At 51.4% G+C, this 19,067-nt stretch carries 20 protein-coding genes and 1 tRNA gene; 15 read left to right on the plus strand and 6 right to left on the minus strand.

The features are described 5' to 3' along the window. Positions 1–23: 23 nt before the first annotated feature. A complete protein-coding gene (locus tag GN242_RS15720) occupies positions 24–986 on the plus strand; it encodes a LacI family DNA-binding transcriptional regulator (protein ID WP_154752295.1) in 963 nt (320 codons plus the stop codon). 100 nt (positions 987–1,086) lie between these two features. Here the strand turns inward: GN242_RS15720 and GN242_RS15725 are convergent. After that, positions 1,087–1,163: transfer RNA gene (locus GN242_RS15725), tRNA-Arg, on the minus strand. Between the two features lie 287 nt (positions 1,164–1,450). On the opposite strand from GN242_RS15725, the gene folD reads away from it, so the two are divergent. Both folD and ybcJ read left to right on the plus strand, forming a co-directional pair. Continuing rightward, the gene (folD, locus tag GN242_RS15730; protein ID WP_154752296.1) at positions 1,451–2,317 is read left to right on the plus strand and encodes a bifunctional methylenetetrahydrofolate dehydrogenase/methenyltetrahydrofolate cyclohydrolase FolD; all 867 of its coding nucleotides are present in this window, start codon (positions 1,451–1,453) and stop codon (positions 2,315–2,317) included. Beyond that, positions 2,317–2,529, plus strand: a complete 213-nt coding sequence (gene ybcJ, locus GN242_RS15735; RefSeq protein ID WP_154752297.1) for a ribosome-associated protein YbcJ — start codon at positions 2,317–2,319, stop codon at positions 2,527–2,529. Before folD ends, ybcJ begins: the two co-directional genes overlap by 1 nt. Positions 2,530–2,636: 107 nt before the next feature. Here ybcJ and cysS read toward each other — a convergent pair whose 3' ends face one another. Further along, on the minus strand, positions 2,637–4,025 hold the full coding sequence (gene cysS / locus GN242_RS15740; protein WP_154752298.1) for a cysteine--tRNA ligase: 1,389 nt from the start codon (positions 4,023–4,025) through the stop codon (positions 2,637–2,639). Positions 4,026–4,294: 269 nt separating this feature from the next. Here cysS and ppiB point away from each other — a divergent pair, with 269 nt between their 5' ends. From ppiB to GN242_RS15765, 5 genes are all read left to right on the plus strand, one after another. Further along, positions 4,295–4,789, plus strand: a complete 495-nt coding sequence (ppiB, locus tag GN242_RS15745; protein WP_154752299.1) for a peptidylprolyl isomerase B — start codon at positions 4,295–4,297, stop codon at positions 4,787–4,789. Then, complete coding sequence (gene lpxH / locus GN242_RS15750) at positions 4,789–5,505, plus strand: UDP-2,3-diacylglucosamine diphosphatase (protein ID WP_154752300.1); 717 nt, start codon at positions 4,789–4,791, stop codon at positions 5,503–5,505. The genes ppiB and lpxH overlap by 1 nt, the downstream gene beginning before the upstream one ends. A 153-nt stretch (positions 5,506–5,658) precedes the next feature. Further along, the gene (purE, locus tag GN242_RS15755) at positions 5,659–6,168 is read left to right on the plus strand and encodes a 5-(carboxyamino)imidazole ribonucleotide mutase (protein WP_154752301.1); all 510 of its coding nucleotides are present in this window, start codon (positions 5,659–5,661) and stop codon (positions 6,166–6,168) included. Continuing rightward, positions 6,165–7,232, plus strand: coding sequence for a 5-(carboxyamino)imidazole ribonucleotide synthase (purK, locus tag GN242_RS15760; protein WP_154752302.1), 1,068 nt, complete (start codon positions 6,165–6,167; stop codon positions 7,230–7,232). The genes purE and purK overlap by 4 nt, the downstream gene beginning before the upstream one ends. A 437-nt stretch (positions 7,233–7,669) precedes the next feature. Next, positions 7,670–8,422, plus strand: coding sequence for a helix-turn-helix transcriptional regulator (locus GN242_RS15765; RefSeq protein ID WP_154752303.1), 753 nt, complete (start codon positions 7,670–7,672; stop codon positions 8,420–8,422). A 30-nt stretch (positions 8,423–8,452) separates the two neighbouring features. On the opposite strand, the gene ybbP is transcribed toward GN242_RS15765, so the two are convergent. Together ybbP and ybbA are read right to left on the minus strand one after the other, a co-directional pair. Next, positions 8,453–10,870: a putative ABC transporter permease subunit YbbP gene (ybbP, locus tag GN242_RS15770; protein ID WP_154752304.1), complete on the minus strand. Its 2,418-nt coding sequence runs from the start codon at positions 10,868–10,870 to the stop codon at positions 8,453–8,455. Beyond that, a complete protein-coding gene (ybbA, locus tag GN242_RS15775) occupies positions 10,867–11,553 on the minus strand; it encodes a putative ABC transporter ATP-binding protein YbbA (RefSeq protein WP_154752305.1) in 687 nt (228 codons plus the stop codon). The genes ybbP and ybbA overlap by 4 nt, the downstream gene beginning before the upstream one ends. Between ybbA and tesA the strand changes: the two genes are divergently transcribed. The 7 genes from tesA to GN242_RS15810 all read left to right on the plus strand — a co-directional run bounded on the left by tesA (position 11,524) and on the right by GN242_RS15810 (position 16,733). Continuing rightward, on the plus strand, positions 11,524–12,147 hold the full coding sequence (gene tesA / locus GN242_RS15780) for a multifunctional acyl-CoA thioesterase I/protease I/lysophospholipase L1 (protein ID WP_154752306.1): 624 nt from the start codon (positions 11,524–11,526) through the stop codon (positions 12,145–12,147). The genes ybbA and tesA overlap by 30 nt on opposite strands. A gap of 31 nt (positions 12,148–12,178) precedes the next feature. Then, positions 12,179–12,952: an SDR family oxidoreductase gene (locus GN242_RS15785; protein WP_154752307.1), complete on the plus strand. Its 774-nt coding sequence runs from the start codon at positions 12,179–12,181 to the stop codon at positions 12,950–12,952. 69 nt (positions 12,953–13,021) lie between these two features. Beyond that, a complete protein-coding gene (locus tag GN242_RS15790; RefSeq protein WP_154752308.1) occupies positions 13,022–13,879 on the plus strand; it encodes a co-chaperone YbbN in 858 nt (285 codons plus the stop codon). A gap of 344 nt (positions 13,880–14,223) precedes the next feature. After that, positions 14,224–15,165, plus strand: coding sequence for a hypothetical protein (locus GN242_RS15795; protein WP_154752309.1), 942 nt, complete (start codon positions 14,224–14,226; stop codon positions 15,163–15,165). A gap of 72 nt (positions 15,166–15,237) precedes the next feature. Beyond that, positions 15,238–15,507, plus strand: coding sequence for a hypothetical protein (locus tag GN242_RS15800; RefSeq protein WP_154752310.1), 270 nt, complete (start codon positions 15,238–15,240; stop codon positions 15,505–15,507). Then, positions 15,504–15,770, plus strand: coding sequence for a hypothetical protein (locus tag GN242_RS15805; RefSeq protein ID WP_156287814.1), 267 nt, complete (start codon positions 15,504–15,506; stop codon positions 15,768–15,770). The genes GN242_RS15800 and GN242_RS15805 overlap by 4 nt, the downstream gene beginning before the upstream one ends. Before the next feature lie 72 nt (positions 15,771–15,842). Continuing rightward, positions 15,843–16,733, plus strand: a complete 891-nt coding sequence (locus GN242_RS15810; RefSeq protein WP_309547401.1) for a hypothetical protein — start codon at positions 15,843–15,845, stop codon at positions 16,731–16,733. A 97-nt stretch (positions 16,734–16,830) separates the two neighbouring features. Here the strand turns inward: GN242_RS15810 and GN242_RS15815 are convergent, their stop codons facing one another. Together GN242_RS15815 and GN242_RS15820 are read right to left on the minus strand one after the other, a co-directional pair. After that, positions 16,831–18,063, minus strand: coding sequence for an MFS transporter (locus GN242_RS15815; protein WP_154752312.1), 1,233 nt, complete (start codon positions 18,061–18,063; stop codon positions 16,831–16,833). Between the two features lie 59 nt (positions 18,064–18,122). Further along, positions 18,123–19,025 carry a carbamate kinase gene (locus tag GN242_RS15820; protein WP_154752313.1) on the minus strand — a complete coding sequence of 301 codons (903 nt, stop codon included), beginning with the start codon at positions 19,023–19,025 and terminating at the stop codon, positions 18,123–18,125. Between the last annotated feature and the right edge of the window lie 42 nt (positions 19,026–19,067).

Raw genomic sequence — 19,067 nt, forward strand, 5'->3', positions numbered from 1 at the left:
AAAACCGTAATACAGAAGACACCATGCCTACTATTGATGATGTTTCAAAGTTAGCCAACGTTTCCCGCGCCACTGTTTCTCGCGTGTTGACGGGGACGCGTGGCGTGCGTGAAGAGAGCCGCGAAGCCGTATTACGGGCAGTGGAGGAGCTCAACTACCACCCAAGTTTTGCCGCGCAGAACCTGGCCAGCAACACGTCCAGTTATATTGGCATGGTTTTACCTGCAAATGAGGTTGGATTAAGTGCAACTTTATTGCCTCAATTATCCCTTGCGGTGAAATCGCTGAATAAATCATTAATGATTCAATACGTTAATGATGCATCGGAACAAAAAACCGTTGTAGAAAACCTCAGACATCAGTGCGTTGCCGTTGTTACCGTAGGTAAAAACGAGGCCAGGGTGGCAAATAACGTTATCGCATTTGATGAGTTTTCTACCACAGGCACAGCCACCCAGGGCTATAACTATGCATTTGCTACCGAAAGTGCCTGTCGTTATTTACTGGGTAAAGGCCACCGTAACATTGCCTTGCTTATCGACAGTGAGGACGACATCGCCAGCAAGCAGATGCTGGAAGGCTATCGCAGCGTGTTGCAAAATTTCTCACTGCCTTTCAACCGGCAGCTAATGGTTACCGCCAACAATCATATTGAGCAGGCACTGCTGACGCTGATTAACAGCTTTACGAAATACACGGCGATTATTGCTAAACGGGACAGTTATGCCGCCGAAGCGATGCGTTTGCTGCGTGAGTTTAATATCGCCATTCCGCAAGAGGTGTCACTGGTAAGCCTTGAAGACTCCCCGCTCGCTTCTCTGGTTCATCCGCCATTAACCTGTATCTCCTACCCTGTCGATCAGCTGCTTGAGCACTGCATGCAACGTATTCGGGCGTTGATTGACGGGCATACAGTCTATGTGCCTGAGGGACGATTATTCACGGGTCGCCTGATCGCGCGCGCTTCCGTTTCGGATCTTAGCTAATCACTGAATTGTGGGGGACGGGGTTAAACGTGACTGCGCTGCCGTTACACGAACCGCAGGCATAAAAAAAGACGTCGCCTGACGTCTCTTAATATGAATTTGGTACGCCCTACAGGATTCGAACCTGTGACCTACGGCTTAGAAGGCCGTTGCTCTATCCAACTGAGCTAAGGGCGCATGGTGAGTGCGTCGAATTATACGGCCCATGCCTGCTGAGTCAACGACTTTACTTCCCCGCCAAGACCCAATGACCAACTTATGAACAACTTATCGTAATAGTTCGATAAAAAGGGATATTAGCTCCATATCAGACCGGTGCAGAGACCGTTTTCTGGGGGTTTCCTGTCTGGCATCAGGACGATTTACCGTTCAACCTGCCAATCTCTGCCTGACAGCGGGTCGCGCTTCTGACAAAATAGAGGCAATCCCCCGATTTAACTCAAAACAGATGGATCCTCTCTCTGATGGTAGCAAAAATTATTGACGGTAAAACGATTGCGCAGCAGGTGCGGCAAGAGGTTGCAGAACTTGTCCGGCAGCGTCTGGCGGCAGGTAAACGTGCACCTGGCCTGGCAGTGGTTTTGGTTGGTGAAAACCCGGCTTCACAGATCTATGTCGGCAGCAAGCGTCGTGCCTGCGAAGAGGTGGGGTTTCTCTCACGCTCTTATGACCTTCCCGCAACCACCAGCGAAGCGGAACTGCTCGATCTGATCACTAAACTGAATAACGACGCGGAAATCGACGGTATTCTGGTACAGCTTCCGCTACCTGCGGGTATCGATAACGTTAAGGTGCTGGAACATATCTCGCCTGATAAAGACGTTGATGGCTTCCACCCGTACAACGTCGGCCGCCTGTGCCAGCGCGCGCCGAAGCTGCGCCCTTGCACCCCGCGTGGCATCGTGACGCTGCTTGAGCGCTACAATATTGACACCTTCGGCCTGAACGCCGTTGTGGTCGGCGCCTCTAATATCGTGGGCCGCCCGATGAGCATGGAGCTGCTGTTAGCCGGTTGCACCACCACCGTGACCCATCGCTTTACCAAAAATCTGCGTCACCATATTGAACACGCGGATTTACTGGTGGTCGCGGTAGGAAAGCCGGGCTTTATTCCTGGCGAATGGATTAAGCCAGGCGCAATTGTGATTGATGTGGGTATCAACCGTCTGGAAAGTGGCAAAGTGGTAGGCGATGTGGAGTTTGACGTAGCGTCTGAGCGCGCGTCTTATATTACCCCGGTGCCTGGCGGCGTGGGGCCAATGACGGTTGCCACACTGATTCAGAATACCCTGCAAGCCTGTGAAAATAACGACGATGGAGCATCAGCATAATGGCAAACTTCTCTCTGGGCGATCATCCACATGTGGATCTGTGCGACCTGATGAAACTGGAAGGTTGGGTAGAAAGCGGCGCAATGGCGAAAATCATGATCGCCGAAGGTCATGTTACCGTTAACGGCGCGGTGGAAACCCGCAAACGCTGCAAAATCATCGCCGGTCAAACGGTGGAATTTGACGGTAACAGCGTGACCGTAACGGCCTGATTCTTCGGCTGTGCGAAAAAAGGCCACCCCTGCGGGTGGCCTTTTTTTATGCGGCAATGGCACTGATTGACAAGGCGGCGCGCTATGCCACCGCCCTGTCTGACAGGTTATTTACGACGCCAGCTGGTACCGCCTGCGCCATCTTCCAGCACAATGCCCATCTCATTGAGCTTATCGCGTGCCACATCGGCCTGCGCCCAGTCCTTCGCGGCACGGGCATCAATACGCATCTGAATCAACGCTTCAATCTGCGCCACTTCTTCATCGTTGATGTTCACGCCGTTTTGCAGGAACTGCTCAGGATCCTGCTCCAGCAGACCCAGCACACCTGCAAGGGTGCGCAGGCGTGCAGCCAGACCGTTCGCAGCGGCTTTATCGGTATCTTTCAAACGGTTCACTTCGCGTGCCAGATCAAACAGCGCGGAGTAAGCTTCCGGCGTATTGAAATCGTCGTCCATGGCAGCGCGGAAACGAGTTTCAAACTCTTCTCCACCGGCCACTTCAGCGTTAGCGTCCGTGTTACGAATAGCAATATACAGGCGTTCCAGGGCAGAACGCGCCTGGTTAAGGTTATCTTCACCGTAGTTCAGCTGGCTGCGATAGTGACCAGACATCAGGAAGTAGCGCACGGTTTCAGCGTCGTAATGCTTCAGCACATCACGCACGGTAAAGAAATTATTCAGCGATTTAGACATCTTCTCGCGATCAACCATCACCATGCCTGAGTGCATCCAGACGTTGACGTAAGGGCCGTCGTGGGCACAGGTAGACTGAGCAATTTCGTTTTCATGATGCGGGAACATCAGGTCTGAACCGCCGCCGTGGATGTCAAAGTGTTCACCCAGCTGTTTGCAGTTCATCGCCGAGCACTCAATGTGCCAGCCCGGACGCCCCATGCCCCACGGAGACTCCCAGCCCGGTTCATCGGCCTTAGACATTTTCCACAGTACGAAGTCCATCGGGTTGCGTTTAACATCAACCGCCACTTCTACGCGCGCTCCGGCCTGAAGCTGCTCAAGATCCTGGCGTGATAGCGAACCATAGTTAGGGTCGCTGTCCACTGAGAACATCACGTCGCCATTGCTGGCGACATAGGCATGTTCGCGGGCAATCAGCCTGGTGACCAGTTCGATGATTTCAGGGATATGGCGCGTGGCGCGTGGCTCCAGATCCGGCGGCAGAATGTTCAGCGCAGCGAAGTCTTTATGCATTTCGGCAATCATACGATTGGTCAGCTGCTCGATGGTTTCGCCGTTTTCATTCGCACGTTTAATGATCTTGTCATCGATATCGGTGATGTTACGCACGTAGTTAAGTTCGTAGCCGCTGTATCGCAGGTAGCGCGCAACCACGTCGAATGCCGCGAAAGTTCTGCCGTGCCCGATATGACAGAGGTCGTAAACGGTAATGCCGCACACATACATACCGACTTTACCGGCATGAATAGGTTTAAATTCCTCTTTTTGACGACTAAGGGTATTAAAAATCTTTAGCATTGAGACATTCCGTTTTAAGCGTGTGCGGGATTAACGATGAAAGGTTAATCCTTTATTCTGCCGTATTCTTGACGTTAGCGCTACGCTAAAGCCAACAGAGTTATCTCTAATGTATTTCGAGCACAACCCCCCGGCAAGCCTAAGTATGAAGGCAGGGCTGACGAGTCATCACATTTTGTGATATAAAAGCCGTCTGCTGCACGGGACAGGCTTCAGTCCCAGTTCCCGGCGCTCAATGTTAAATACTCCAACCCTGACAGGATGAGAATATGGTCACTTTCCAGACTAATCATGGCGATATCGTCATCAAGACTTTCGATGATAAAGCGCCGGCTACCGTTAAAAACTTCCTTGAATATTGCCGCGAAGGGTTTTACGACAACACCATCTTCCACCGTGTGATCAACGGTTTTATGATCCAGGGCGGTGGTTTTGAGCCGGGCATGAAGCAGAAAGACACCAAAGACGAGATCCGCAACGAAGCCAGCAACGGCCTGAAGAACACCAAAGGCACCCTGGCAATGGCCCGTACTCAGGCACCACACTCTGCTACCGCACAGTTCTTTATCAACGTTGCTGATAACGACTTCCTGAACTTCCGTGACGAAAGTCTGCAAGGCTTTGGTTACTGCGTATTTGCAGAAGTGGTTGAAGGCATGGACGTGGTTGAGAAAATCAAAGCTGTCACCACCGGCCGCAGCGGTATGCACCAGGATGTGCCAAAAGACGATGTGATTATTCAGAAAGTCACCGTCAGCGAATAATGTCGCATACGTTATTTATCGCAGATCTCCATCTGTGTACTGAAGAACCGGCAATTACTGCCGGTTTTCTTCATTTTTTACGCCGTGAAGCGCAGTATGCCGATGCTCTTTATATCCTCGGAGACCTGTTTGAAGCCTGGATTGGTGACGATGATCCTAATCCGCTACATTCGGAGGTCGCTGCTGCTCTGCGCGAACTCGCTATCCCCTGCTACTTTATCCACGGCAATCGTGACTTCCTGATTGGTCAGCGTTTTGCTGCGGCTTGCGGTATGACTCTGCTGCCGGAAGAGCAGGTGCTGGATCTCTACGGCAGACGCCTGCTGATTATGCACGGCGACACGCTGTGTACCGATGATGCAGGCTATCTGCGTTTTCGTGCCAAAGTACAGCAACGCTGGCTCCAAAGGTTATTCCTTGCCCTGCCCCTCTTTGCCCGCCAGCGTATTGCGTTAAAAATGCGTGCAGGTAGCCGTCAGGCCAACAGCAGTAAATCTCAGGCGATTATGGATGTAAATCCGCAGGCGGTGATTGATGTGATGAGCCGCCATCAGGTTCAATGGTTAATCCACGGTCATACCCATCGCCCTGCGGTTCACGCTCTGAACATCAATGGTCAATCCGCAGAACGAATCGTTCTTGGTGCCTGGCATGAAGAAGGCTCAATGATTAAAGTCAGCGCCGACGAGATCAGCCTGATCTCCTTCCCGTTCTGATGTAAAACCTGGTTAATCTGGCGGCCATTTCCCGCTACGCAACCGTTTTCCTTGCCGCGCAGTCGTGATATTCTCTCAGCCCTTCCCACCTGAATCGAATCGCCCTTCAGCGCGGCTCAGGTGACGTATTACAATCACAGGAGTCAGACCCGCATGTCATCCAACGCCGCACCGGCCCGCATTGCTATTGTTATGGGTTCCAAAAGTGACTGGGCAACCATGCAATTTACTGCGGAAATCCTCACCAGCCTGGACGTTCCGTTTCACTGCGAAGTGGTGTCTGCACACCGCACGCCGGATAAGCTGTTCAGCTTTGCCGAGCAGGCCGCTGATAACGGCTATCAGGTGATTATTGCGGGCGCAGGCGGTGCAGCGCATCTGCCAGGCATGCTGGCGGCAAAAACGCTGGTGCCGGTACTGGGTGTGCCAGTACAAAGCGCGGCACTGAGTGGCGTCGACAGTCTCTACTCTATTGTGCAGATGCCTCGCGGAATTCCGGTTGGAACCCTGGCGATCGGCAAGGCCGGAGCTGCTAACGCTGCTCTGCTGGCGGCGCAAATTCTTGCCCTGCACGATGCAGAGCTGGCAGGCCGTCTGCACCACTGGCGCCAGAGCCAGACAGATGAAGTACTGAATAACCCGGATCCGCGGGGGGATGCATGAAGCCGGTCTGCGTATTAGGTAATGGCCAGCTGGGAAGAATGCTGCGTCAGGCTGGCGAGCCGCTGGGTATTGCTGTTTATCCGGTCGGACTGGATGCGGAACCCGATTCGTTGCCTATCACGCAAAGTGTTATCACTGCGGAAATTGAGCGCTGGCCTGAAACGGCGTTAACTCGCGAACTGGCAAACCACAATGCCTTTGTTAACCGTGATATCTTTCCACTGCTGGCTGACCGCCTGACGCAGAAACAGCTGCTGGATCGGCTGGGCCTGGCCACTGCTCCATGGCAGCTACTCTCAGGAGCTGACGAGTGGGCGCAGGTCTTCGCCACGCTCGGCCCTCTTGCAATCGTTAAGCGCCGCACCGGCGGCTACGACGGGCGCGGTCAGTGGCGTCTGCGTGCTGATGAAACGGCATCGCTACCTGCTGATTGCTACGGCGAGTGTATTGTCGAGCAGGGAATTAATTTTTCGGGTGAAATGTCGCTGGTGGGTGCACGCGGCCACGATGGCCGCACGGTATTCTACCCGCTGACGCATAACCTGCATCAGGACGGTATTCTCCGCACCAGCGTGGTACTGCCGGGCGTGGATGCACAGCATCAGCAGCAGGCTGAATCGATGCTTTCTGCGATTATGGGCGAGCTGAACTACGTCGGCGTAATGGCAATGGAGTGTTTTGTGGTGCCGGAAGGTTTGTTGATTAACGAACTGGCACCGCGGGTACATAACAGCGGTCACTGGACGCAGAACGGCGCGTCTATCAGCCAGTTTGAGCTGCATCTGCGCGCAATCCTTGATCTGCCGTTGCCAACGCCGGTGGTCAGCACCCCATCAGTGATGGTTAACTTGATCGGTACCGATGTTAACCTGGCATGGCTGGAACAACCGCTGGTTCATCTGCACTGGTATGAGAAAGAAGTTCGTGCCGGACGCAAAGTCGGCCATCTCAACCTGTCTGACGTATGTCCACAGGCATTAATAAATGCGCTGAATGCGCTGGTGCCGCTGCTGCCAGAAGAGTACGCCAGCGGTATTGCCTGGGCAGTAGAAAAGCTGGGTTAACTTTCGACTGTTTTTGAATATCTGATGAAGAACGCTTAATGCGTTCTTCATCTGTTTAAAGTCTCCAGAACTCACCTGGAAAAAGTACAGTGCCAGACTGTACTTTAGTAGGGGTAAGTTTTTTTACATTACAGGGTATTGTACCTGCAACAACAATAAGACACACCGCACCACTCCCTTTTAGCCCTTAGTTTTATTAGATGTCAGCACCGGGGAACTACTTTCTGCTGGATAAGATAAAGCCTTCACATATTCCAGTAGAGAGTGGTTTTCCATCTTTATTTTCCACCTGTTCTACGTTCAAAACTTCTCCTGCCGCAACATTTTTAACACCCACCCTTATTTTAATGATTTTCAACACAGCTAGTTTTAAACGCTCTAATTGTGATAATGTGAAAAATTAAAAAAATATCGATTGTATACAGGGAGGTGACATCATGCGAGATTCATTCTTTAGTAATTCAACCATCAACTCTATAATCAAGCAGCGTTTAGAAAAAAGACTTAAAGCATATAAAAATATAAAATATGTCTATGCCATTATGAGCAAAAACAACCCTGTGAACTTAACCATCATATCTAACAGGCAGGAATGGTTTGAATTTTACAAAGAGAATAACTTTCAATTTATTGATCCCGTCGTGTGCGCAGCATTGCATCGCTTAACACCTTTTTCCTGGGATGAGAACTTCCTTGTGGCTCAGGGAATCAAATCGCTCAGTTTTTTTAATATAGCCAGAAACCATAATATTGTTAATGGGTACACATTCTTACTTCATGACCAATATAACAATCTGGTAATGCTATCCCTTTTTTCAGACAATAATCATGAGAATGGCATTGAAGAAATAATCGAAACAGACAAGGATAAATTTCAGATGTTATTAATGTTAACTCATGAAAAAACAATTCACCTGTATCAAAAAATAGTTTTAGAAAGTGAATTTAAAAAAATGAATAACAATAATATTTTTTCCAACCGAGAAAATGAAATAATTTACTGGGTTAGCGTTGGCAAATCTTATCAGGAAATTGCTGTTATTATCGGCATCAAAGTGACCACTGTTAAATATCACATTGCAAATGCCATTAAAAAACTGGGAGTTAACAACGCCAAACATGCGGTAAGGCTGGGAATTGAGTTACAGCTTATCCGTCCAGTGTTCCCAGACACAACCACAGATCATTGAGGTTCAGGCCGGCTTTCACCGGCCTCCCTATCATCCTGCGTAGTACCCGCGGAACAACGCTTTACCTTTCAGCAGCCGTATTCCCAGCCAGCCCCCACAAAGCGACAGCAGCAGCGCTCCCGTCAGCGGCAGCACCAGCCACAGCACAAAGTCAGGCTGCCAGGGGAAGTCGAAGACCTTCCGTTGCAATCCCCACAGGGCAGCTTCAGCGCCAATTGCTGCCGCCACGCCAGAGACCACACCAAGCAGTGCAAACTCACACCATAGCGTGCCGCGCAGCAGCTTTTTACTGGCACCCAAGGTGCGATAAACCACCAGCTCCTGACGTCGCTGCCGCATCCCTACCTGAATCTGAGCAAGCAGCAGCAGTACCCCGCAGGCAGTCACCAGGATCACCATTATCTCCAGCGCCTGGCTGACCTGCGCCAGCACCTGCCCTATCTGCCGCAGAATGCTGCCGATATCCAGCAGACTGAGCGTCGGGAACTGGCGGTTAAGCTGTGCCAGGGTGGCATTATCATTATCCATACGGAAGCTGGTCAGCCAGGTTTGCGGCTGCCCGTCCAGTGCACCCGGCGGGAAGATAAAGAAAAAGTTCGGTTTCAGGCTTTCCCAGTCCACTTTACGCATACTGCTGATTCTGGCACTGAACTCCTGAGTATCACCCGTAAAAGTCAGCGTATCGCCCAGCTTTACGCCCAGACGGTTTGCCAGCTCCTGCTCAATCGATACCTCTCCACTTTTTGGCGGCCAGCTTCCTGCCGTCATTGGATTATGATCGGGAAGATCTTTCAGCCACGTCAGGTTCAGCTCACGATTCAGGGATTCATCCTGCGCCGGATCGGCAGGTTTATGATTAATGCCTGTCAGGCGCACACGGGCCACCGGGTAGAAAGTCCCGGCTTTCACCTGATGCTGTTGCAGAAACGCCTGCACCTGCGGAACCTGTTGTTCGGTAATATTCAGCAGAAAGTAGTTAGGGCTGTCCGGCGGTAGCTGCTGCTGCCAGCGATCAAGCAGATCACCCCGCATTACCAGCAGGAGAGCAAGGAGCATAAACGACAGGGAAAAAGCCGCCAGCTGACTGAGCGTGGTCCAGGGCTGACGCAGCAACCGGTTGACCGCCAGGCGAAACGCCAGATTACGCAACGTCAGACGACGCAGCAGCAGCAGCCCGCCCCAACCTATTGCTCCCAGCAGCAGTGACAGCAGCACAATGCCCGCCACCAGCGCCCAGAGCAGCTTGCTGCCACCCACCAGCACGGCCAGCAGGCCAATGACTACCAGTGCCATCGCTGGCAAATAGATTTTCAGAGGCCAGATATTAGCGACAGCATCACGTCGCAGAACGCGCAGCGGCTGTGTTGCCAGCAGCAGGCGATACGGGCGCAATCCCACCAGCAGTGAAATCACAAACAATGACCCAATCGCCCACAGCCACGGCCAGGCGCTGGCCGCAGGGAGTTCACCCGGTAATACCGGACGCAGCATGCGCAGCAGCAGAGCTTCAAAGCCCAGCCCGATGGCACTCCCTACGACGGCCGCCAGCAACAGCACGGCAAGCCACTGTCCGATAATCAGTTTACGCAGTGCAATGCGGTTGGCACCGAGCGTTTTGAGCACCGCCACCAGATCGTAACGGCTACGGCAGTAATGGCTCATCGCCACGGCCACGGCCGCAATTGCCAGCATCAACGTTAGCAGTGCCGACAGCAGCAGGAATTGCTGGGCGCGCTGCATGGATTTACCCAGCGCATCCTCGCTATTTTCCACGCTTATCCAGCGCTGATCGGGTGTCAGGCGCGCTTCTATATAGCTGTCGTAACGTGCCAGCTGCGCCGGAGTACCGGAGAACTTATAGCGCCAGGTAATGCGGCTGCCGGGTTGAATAGCGCCAGTTTTCTCCACGTCGGCCAGATTCATCAGCAGTCTCGGCGCAGTCTGGAAAGGATTAAAGCCCGCATCCGGCTCCTGAATCACCTCCCCCCCGATGCGCAGAGTTGTATCTCCTACATCGAGGGAATCCCCCGCTTTTCTTTCCAGCAATGCCAGCAAACGCGGTGCGGCCAGTACGGTTCCTGCTGCTGGCTTTAATCCAGGCGGAGCCGTTGTGAGCTGACCAAACATCGGGTAGAGGTTATCCACGGCCTTGACTGAGGCCAGCTGCGGAGTATCTCCGGCAAAGGTCATGGTCATAAAACTTAGCTGACGCCCTACCTGCAACCCCTCGGCAAGCGCCTGCTCCAGCCAGGCGGCAGGGATTTCTTTACTGCTGCTCAGGGTACGGTCGCCCGCCATAAAGTCACGACTCTGCTGGCTTAACCCTTTTTCCATGCGGTCACTGAGCGATCCAAGGGCAAGCACGCAGGCCACCGCCAGCGTTAATGCCAGCCAGACAATCAGCAGTGAGGGGGATTTCCACTCACGCCAAAACCAGCGCCAAATCATGCCTCCTCCCACAGCTTTCCATCGCGCAACCTCAGACGGCGGTCACAGCGCGCAGCCAGTTGTTCGTCATGAGTCACGAGAATCAGCGTGGTGGCAAAATCACGGTTCATGGAAAATAACAGATCGGCAATACGGTCGCCGGTTTTACGGTCGAGGTTGCCGGTAGGTTCATCAGCAAACAGTAGCGCCGGGCGACCGTTAAAGGCGCGGGCAAGCGCCACACGCTGCTGCTCACCGCCAGATAGCTGCGCAGGCAGATGGCTGAGGCGCTCACTTAAACCCAGCTGTGCCAGCAGCGCCGCTGCCTGTTCCCGGCTTTGGCGATCGCTTTCACCACGCAGCAGTGACGGAAGCTGCACATTTTCCTGCGCATTTAACGTAGGCACCAGCATAAATGACTGGAAAACAAAACCGACATTCTTCGCCCGCAGCTCTGCCCGTTGTTCCTCATCCATCTGATGCAACGGCTGACCAAGCATCATAACCTCCCCTTCACTGCCGTCATCCAGCCCGGCCAGTATCCCCAGCAGCGTCGACTTACCCGAGCCTGATTCGCCAATCAGGGCAAGTGTTTCAGCCGGTTTGACAACCAGCTCAACTCCGGTAAGGATGGAAAGCTGATGCTCACCCTGACCGACGGACTTACTAAGACGATGAACTTCAAGAATGTTTTCCGCTGGCATTACCCTTTCCTGTTCTTATTGGCTTTTATGACGCTTCGTGCAACTGCGGCAGAGACACTGCTGGTGCTGGGCGATAGTCTGAGCGCCGGTTACCGCATGTCTGCCAGTGCTGCGTGGCCTGCGTTACTCAATGATAAATGGAAAAACTCCCCCAGGATCGTTAACGGTAGCATAAGTGGTGATACCGCAGCGCAGGGGCTGGCACGTCTCCCGGCACTGCTGAAACAGCATCAGCCGCGCTGGGTGTTGATCGAACTGGGTGGTAACGATGGTTTACGCGGTTTTCCGCCGCAGCAGATAGAGCAGCAGCTGAGTCAGGCAATCAAGCTGGCGCAGGCGGCTAAAGCACAACCCGTGCTGATGCAGGTTCGCCTGCCTGCCAACTATGGTAAACGTTATACAGAATCGTTTGCCGCCATCTACCCTAAACTGGCTCAGGAACATGCGATCCCGCTGCTCCCGTTCTTTATGGAACAGGTTTACCTGAAACCGGAATGGATGCAGGATGATGGTATTCACCCCACATCTGCTGCCCAGCCGTTTATTGCCGACCTGATGGCCAAAAATCTGGCTCCCCTAGTTAAGCATGAGTGACCCGGCTCTGAGCGCCACAACAGGTAAAGTTATGCAAAAAAGCATTGTTATTACGGGCTGTTCCAGCGGAATTGGCCTGGTCGCAGCCAATGACCTTCTGCGCCGTGGCTACCATATTATCGCCGCCTGCCGTAAGCCCCAGGATGTGGCAAGGATGAACGAGCTGGGATTTAGCGGTGTACTGCTGGATCTGGATGACGCTGCAAGCGTGGAACGCGCCGCTGCGGAGATCCTCATACTTTGCGACGGCCTTCTGTTTGGGCTGTTTAATAACGGCGGCTTTGGCGTTTATGGCCCGCTAAAGTCTGTCTCTCGTCAGCAGCTTGAACAGCAGTTCGCCACCAATCTGTTCGGTACACATCAGCTCACCATTTTGCTGCTGTCCGCATTAATCGCGTCGGGTAGCGGGCGTATTATTAATACCAGTTCAGTAATGGGGCTGATTTCAACGCCTGGTCGCGGTGCCTATGCCGCCAGTAAATATGCACTGGAAGCCTGGTCAGATGCGCTGCGTATGGAGCTGCACAGCAGCGGCGTGCGCGTCAGTCTGATTGAGCCGGGGCCTATTCACAGCCGGTTTACTGATAATGTTCAGCAGGCCGAGCAGGATAAACCGGTTAAAAATCCAGGCATTGCGGCCCGCTTTACGCTACCGCCGGAAGCAATACTACCAAAATTACACCATGCACTGGAGAGCCGCCGCCCGCGCTTGCGCTATCCTGTGACCATGGTTACACATGCCATTACTCTGTTACGCCGTTTGCTGCCGGGGTGGATGATGGATCGGTTTTTACGCCAGAATTAGGCACCAAACCTTGAAGCGCCGCCCCTCGCCCCAATACAGTTATAAACTTACGTGAAAAGAGACGAATTCATGTCACCACAAGCAACTATTGTTGAAATTAATGAAACCAACCTGCATCAGACGCTGGAACAGTCGATGCAGATCCCGGTACTTTTTTATTTCTGGTCTGAACGAAGCCAGCACTGTCAGCAGCTTACGCCACTGCTTGATCGTCTGGCGCAGGAGTACGCCGGGCAATTTATTCTGGCCAGACTGGATTGTGATGCTGAACCTGCCGTAGCACAGCAGTTTGGGCTACGCTCAATTCCTACAGTGTATCTGTTCCAGAACGGCCAGCCGGTTGATGGTTTCCAGGGGCCACAGCCGGAAGAAGCGGTACGCGCTCTGCTGGAAAAAGTATTGCCGAAAGCTGAAGACCTCAAGGCCCAGCAGGCTATGCAGCTGATGGAGGAAGGCAAGCTGATCGATGCTTTGCCGCTGCTGAAAGATGCATGGGCAGTGAGCAATCAACGTAGCGACATCGGCTTTCTGCTGGCCGAAGTGTTGATCGGGCTTAACCGCAGCGAAGAAGCCGAAGCGGTGTTGAAAGCGGTACCATTGCAGGATCAGGATACGCGTTATCAGGGGCTGATTGCCCAGATTGATCTGCTTAAACAGGCTGCGGACACGCCGGAAATTCAGCAACTGCAACAGCAAATTGAAGCTGAACCTGATAATGCCGAGCTGGCAACTCAGCTGGCATTGCAATACCACCAGGTCGGCCGCAATGAGGAAGCGCTAGAGCTGCTGTTCTCCCACCTCAAAAAAGATCTTGGCGCTGCCAATGGTCAGGCACGCAAAATCTTGCAGGAGATTCTCGCGGCGCTGGGCACCGGTGATGCACTGGCTGCAAAATATCGCCGCCAGCTCTACTCTCTGCTGTATTAAAAGCAGTGGGCCGGTGATTTTCCATCGGCCCCTGTAAAAAACCTCTTTCTTATCAAAATACTGACATACCCTTCCCGCAGATCTACCCGGCATTCCTGACATCACCAACAATAGTCTTCAATTAGTCTTAATAATCACAAAGACTAACACACAGACTTATTTCGCGTAAAATGATCTGGATCAAAAAACAAAAGGCACAATTAAGTCTAAAATAAAGCCTGTGGATACTCATAAACAAAAACGCCAACAGCCGACTTAAATGACACCTAATAGTCAGTTACTTTTACCTGCTGTGTGACGAGATGAAGTATCAAAGATATTAATATCTAACGGGAAAATATCTCATGAAACGCACGATGATAGCTTTTGCTCTGATGACTGTTGTGACTTCTTTTAATGCTGCTGCCATCAATCAGTCTCAGTCATTTGATGATGCTGTCTCTGATCTTCACCGCCTGCAGGCGTTAGAAAAAGAAGGTATCGCTCACTACAATGACACAACCAGCAGAGATGGGACTGGCCGTTTTAATCCTGATGGTTCCATGAATTATGCATTAACGTCATTTGATGATCAGATTACTGCGGATCGTCGTGCTGCCGAGCAGAAAGTTAACGGTTCAACTTATCGTGATCAGATTCAGCAGCAGCAAAAAGATGCAGTAACTGCGGCTGCATATAATCGCAATGCAACTGCCGATAAATTAGGCCAGCAGATGCAACAGGAGAAGATGGTTGATCATGGCCGCGTAGCCCGTGATGCGGCGATCGCAAATTTTGATGCTCAGGAAAGAGTGCGCGATCAGCAGGCAAAAAAAATGTCCGGAATGTCCCGTCAGCCGATGGTATCACTGACGCCATCACATACGATCCATCAAACTGCTTCAGCGCATCCAGACACCACTCAGGCTGCCGCAGACGCACAGGCTAAAGCGGTAGCACAGAAACAGCAGCAAGCAATGATCGATAACTACGGTGTGAAAACTAATCCTGCGGGACATCCGGTGAATATGATGAGCGCATCCATTAGCGCGCTTCCTGTGACAGTTGGCGTAAAAACGCCAGTCCAGACTGTGCCATCCGTGATTATGAACAAGCCCGTTGTAACCTCGAAAATTGCTTTCGCTACCGCAAAAGGTAATGGCGGTAGTAAAGGGGGTCATGCTTCCAACGGTGGTTCAGGAAATCGCGGTGGTGACAACGCCCACAGCTCTGCTTTCGGTGGTCACGGCTACGGACATGATAATTCAGGCTCCGAAGGATTTGGTGGTCATTCTCACTTCCACTGAGAACCAACAGTCATGATCAATGGGTCAGGTAAGCGCCTGATCCATTAATGAAATTCTCTGGAAACAGCTTAAATGACACCAGAAAACCTTGCTCTTGTTGCTGAAGCGCGCTCAACCATTTTGAAGGCTCTGTTAGACAGCGAGCATTACCGAAATATAAATCTGAACGCATGCTTACAGCTTTCTGAAGCCGCAAGCCATGCGCTTTCACTGACAATCAAACTTGAACGAGGATCTTTGGCGGATCAGGAAAACTACGCATATCTTCTTGAAATGCAGATGGTTTCTTTACGCGCATGTCAGGGATTGTTAAACAAATTAACTAAGAAGGTGACACAATGACCAGATTTACGCAGGACGTACATAAAAGGGTAAACTCAGATGAGCATCAGCAAATGATCGATTACCTCTCATCAGAATTTGGTGAAGAGGTATCAAGAACGGTGCTGTTGCTTAATGCCCGGCTGATGACGACGAGCATGAGTGACCTCAAATCCGTGGTTATCAATGTGACAACAAAAGATAATGCCCAGCTCACTTTGAAGCGTGAAGGGTCACAAATTGAAGTCAAAGTTAATCATATAAGTCCTGAAGTCTGCGCATAGCATCTTTTGTCAGTCTGTATGACTTTGAAGTCCACCGTCAATTGCCCCACTGATGCTTGCAGGTGTGATATTATGACTTTTCCAGCAACACAGGAAGTTTATAATATGTCACATATTTTCTTTGAGTTCGATCTTGAACCAGGCGTGAAGTCAGTAGCTGATCTCAATTATGTGCTTCGTGATAGTGACAAAAGAACAGCCTTCGTCATGAGTGCTGAGGTAGCCAAGTTTGTCAAAGATGCACTGATCATCAACGACACCATTATCAGCTTTAAAAATTGCTTCTTTGCTTTCGAGAAAGGTGCAGAATTCGTTGAGTTCGACGGTAAAGGAAAGTCCAGGCGTTTTTCTGAGCCTGTCCCGCCATGGTTTGTTAAGCCCGGTGTATTTGCCCGCTCTGACTGGCTGGATAATCACGTTTTAGCCGATCTTCATGCTCCTGATTTCATCATAGCCTTTAATGAGAAATTCCCCGACCTCCAGGAACGGAGAAAGCACGCTGATTATCTATTTGATCTACAGCTAGACAAGATAAAAATACAGCCTGCGGAAACTGCCAGAACGGTAGGGAACACCAGCGGAAAATCAACTAAACCTAAAGTTACCGATCTGGGTTCATTTCAACTTTTTCAGCAATTTTTTGACCGCTTAAAATCTGCCGTAATGGCCGATGAATTTCCTACTCTCAACGTTCTGACGGCATCTGATAATGTTAGCCAGGTTCCCGGCAGCTATCGCCAGGCCATTCGCACCGCGATGAAAGCGGTGACCAATGAGTTACCAGTGAATAATAAACGGTTAGAAGCAGGTAATCCGGCGCTATTCTGTGCACCCGTGCGGGACAAAATTATAGAGATCGAAGAGATCGGTCTGGAGCCTTACTATCAGGAACTGTCAAAAGCTATCGCTCAGGCAGAAGGCAGCTATATTGCCGATTTTTCTTTCCATTACCCAAAAAAATAGCAGTGATAAAACAGTCAACCTAAACGCTTGCTGTTATCAGGGGCGCAGCGTCTGCCGCCGCGCCCAATAAAGCTTTAACTGCCACATCCCCCCATCCTTAAGCGGTCTGCGACGGTTTTCCCTCTCTGACAAACAGCATGGCGATAAAACCAATGATGGTGATCAATCCAGCAAAGTAGAATCCGGCATTCAGTGAACCGGTGCTGTCAGCAATAAGGCCGGTAAGATACGGAGCAAAAATCGACGCCGCCATACCGAAAAAGTTGTACAAACTAAAGGCTGAACTGAGTGCCTTACGCGGAGCGTTATCTGATACCAGGGCTATCAGAACTGGGTTCAGACTGATTTTTCCAATAAAACCATACAGCACCAGAACGGCAATCAGCGCGGCTTCACTGGTAGAGTAAACAATGCCAAAAATCGCCAGCAGCGAAAATGGCAACATCCACAATACTACCGGCTTTCTGCGACCTATCTTATCCGAGATATAGCTGCAAATCAGCGTACCTAATACCGAAATCCACGGCACAATTGAGGCAATACCCGCTGCATGCACAATATCCATACCGCGCTCTTTTTGCAGGTAATACGGTAGCCAGGTAATGATCACAAAGAAACCGTAAATCGAGCAAAAGATAGTGATATATGCCATCAGCAAGTTTCGGTTTTTAAACAGATCGAAAAATCTGAACTCACTTTCCGCCGCTGCGGGAACTTCCTCTTTGCTAACGACCTGCTGCTGGGGCACCTTTTCACGAATAAACACCACCATCAGCAGTGTCACAATAACCACCGGGACTGCCATTGCCAGGAAAGGCATTTTCCAGGATGTTTTGAATTGGTCAACCATCACGCTGGAGAGGTAGTACCCCAGGGCGATACCAAATGACATCCCACTGCCGATTACCGCACTGCCGAGCGTGATCCATTTTTGGGGAATAGCCTCTGATGAAAGTGCGTACTGCGGGCCGTAGTAAACCCCTTGTGCCGCGCCAATCAACATCCAGAGAACGATGAAAATCATAAAGTAAGAGGAGATGCTGATAGCCGCGATAAACACCGCAAACAGCATAAAACCACTGACAAGAATGCGTTTTCTGCCCAGTCGATCGCCCAGCAATCCAGCCGGTATCTGCAACAGGGTATAAGCAAGGAAGAACAGGCTACCAATCAGGCCCAGCTGGCTCTGCGACAAGCCATACTCAGTCTGAATCTGCGGCATCACGGGGCCAAGCACCGCCCGCCCAGCATAGATAACAACCCATCCGAGGAAGAAAATCAGAACGGTTTTAATCCAGTAAGGGAATTCCTTTCTTTTCATAGTTGCCATAGTGCTTTCCTGTAGTAGATGGGCAACTAAATTGCCCATCACATTCCCTGAATAACGACTTATGGAGTTATCAGCGTGCCAGCGGTACCCGCCAGAACAGCATCAATATCCTGCAATGCTCCGATATGCGCTACTTTGCCACTACGCTCGACAAAACGGCTCACAGCCATAATTTTCGGCCCCATCGCACCGTCGGCCACTGCCATTGGTGCCAGTTCCTGAGTCGTTGCCGATCTGATAGCTTGCTGACGTGGCGTACCCCAATGCTGATAAACGGCATCGGCATCGGTGAGGATCACCAGGTGATCGGCATTCAGCGATTCAGCCAGTAGTGCCGACGCGAGATCTTTGTCGATCACGGCTTCGCTTCCGGTCAGCCCTTTATCAGTATTCATTACCGGTACCCCGCCACCGCCATTGCAGATCACAATGTGATTGCTATCGAGCAGCAGTTTGATGGCGTCAATATCGATAATTTTTTTAGGCTCAGGCGATGGCACTACCCGGCGCAGATATTTGCCGTCCAGTTTCATGCTCCAGCCGTATTTTTTCTCCAGTTCCTGCTGCTGTTCTGGCTGATACACTGGCCCGATGTACTTACCCGGCTCCTGATAGGCAGGATCATTGCCGTCTACCTGCACACGAGTCAGCAGTGTTGATACCGGCTGCTCAGGGTCAAGTGCAGTAAGCTGTTGAGCCAGCATATAGCCAATCATTCCCTGAGTTTCAGCCACTAAAATATCTAACGGGTAAGGCGGGACATCGCGATACGCAAGGTTTTGCAGCGCCAGCAGCCCTACCTGCGGGCCGTTGCCATGAACAATCGCAATGCGATATTTCTTCGCCAGCCGGCCAATGGCACCGGCAATTAAAGCAATGCTCTGATACTGATTTTCAGCTGAGAGCACCGCGCCGCGAGGTAACAGGGCATTACCCCCTAAAGCAATAACGAGTGTTTCCATTCCTTCACCTGTATTTTTGGTATAAGTCCCTTACCGGATAAG

The sequence above is a fragment of the Erwinia sorbitola genome (genome assembly GCF_009738185.1).
Classification (GTDB): domain Bacteria; phylum Pseudomonadota; class Gammaproteobacteria; order Enterobacterales; family Enterobacteriaceae; genus Erwinia; species Erwinia sorbitola.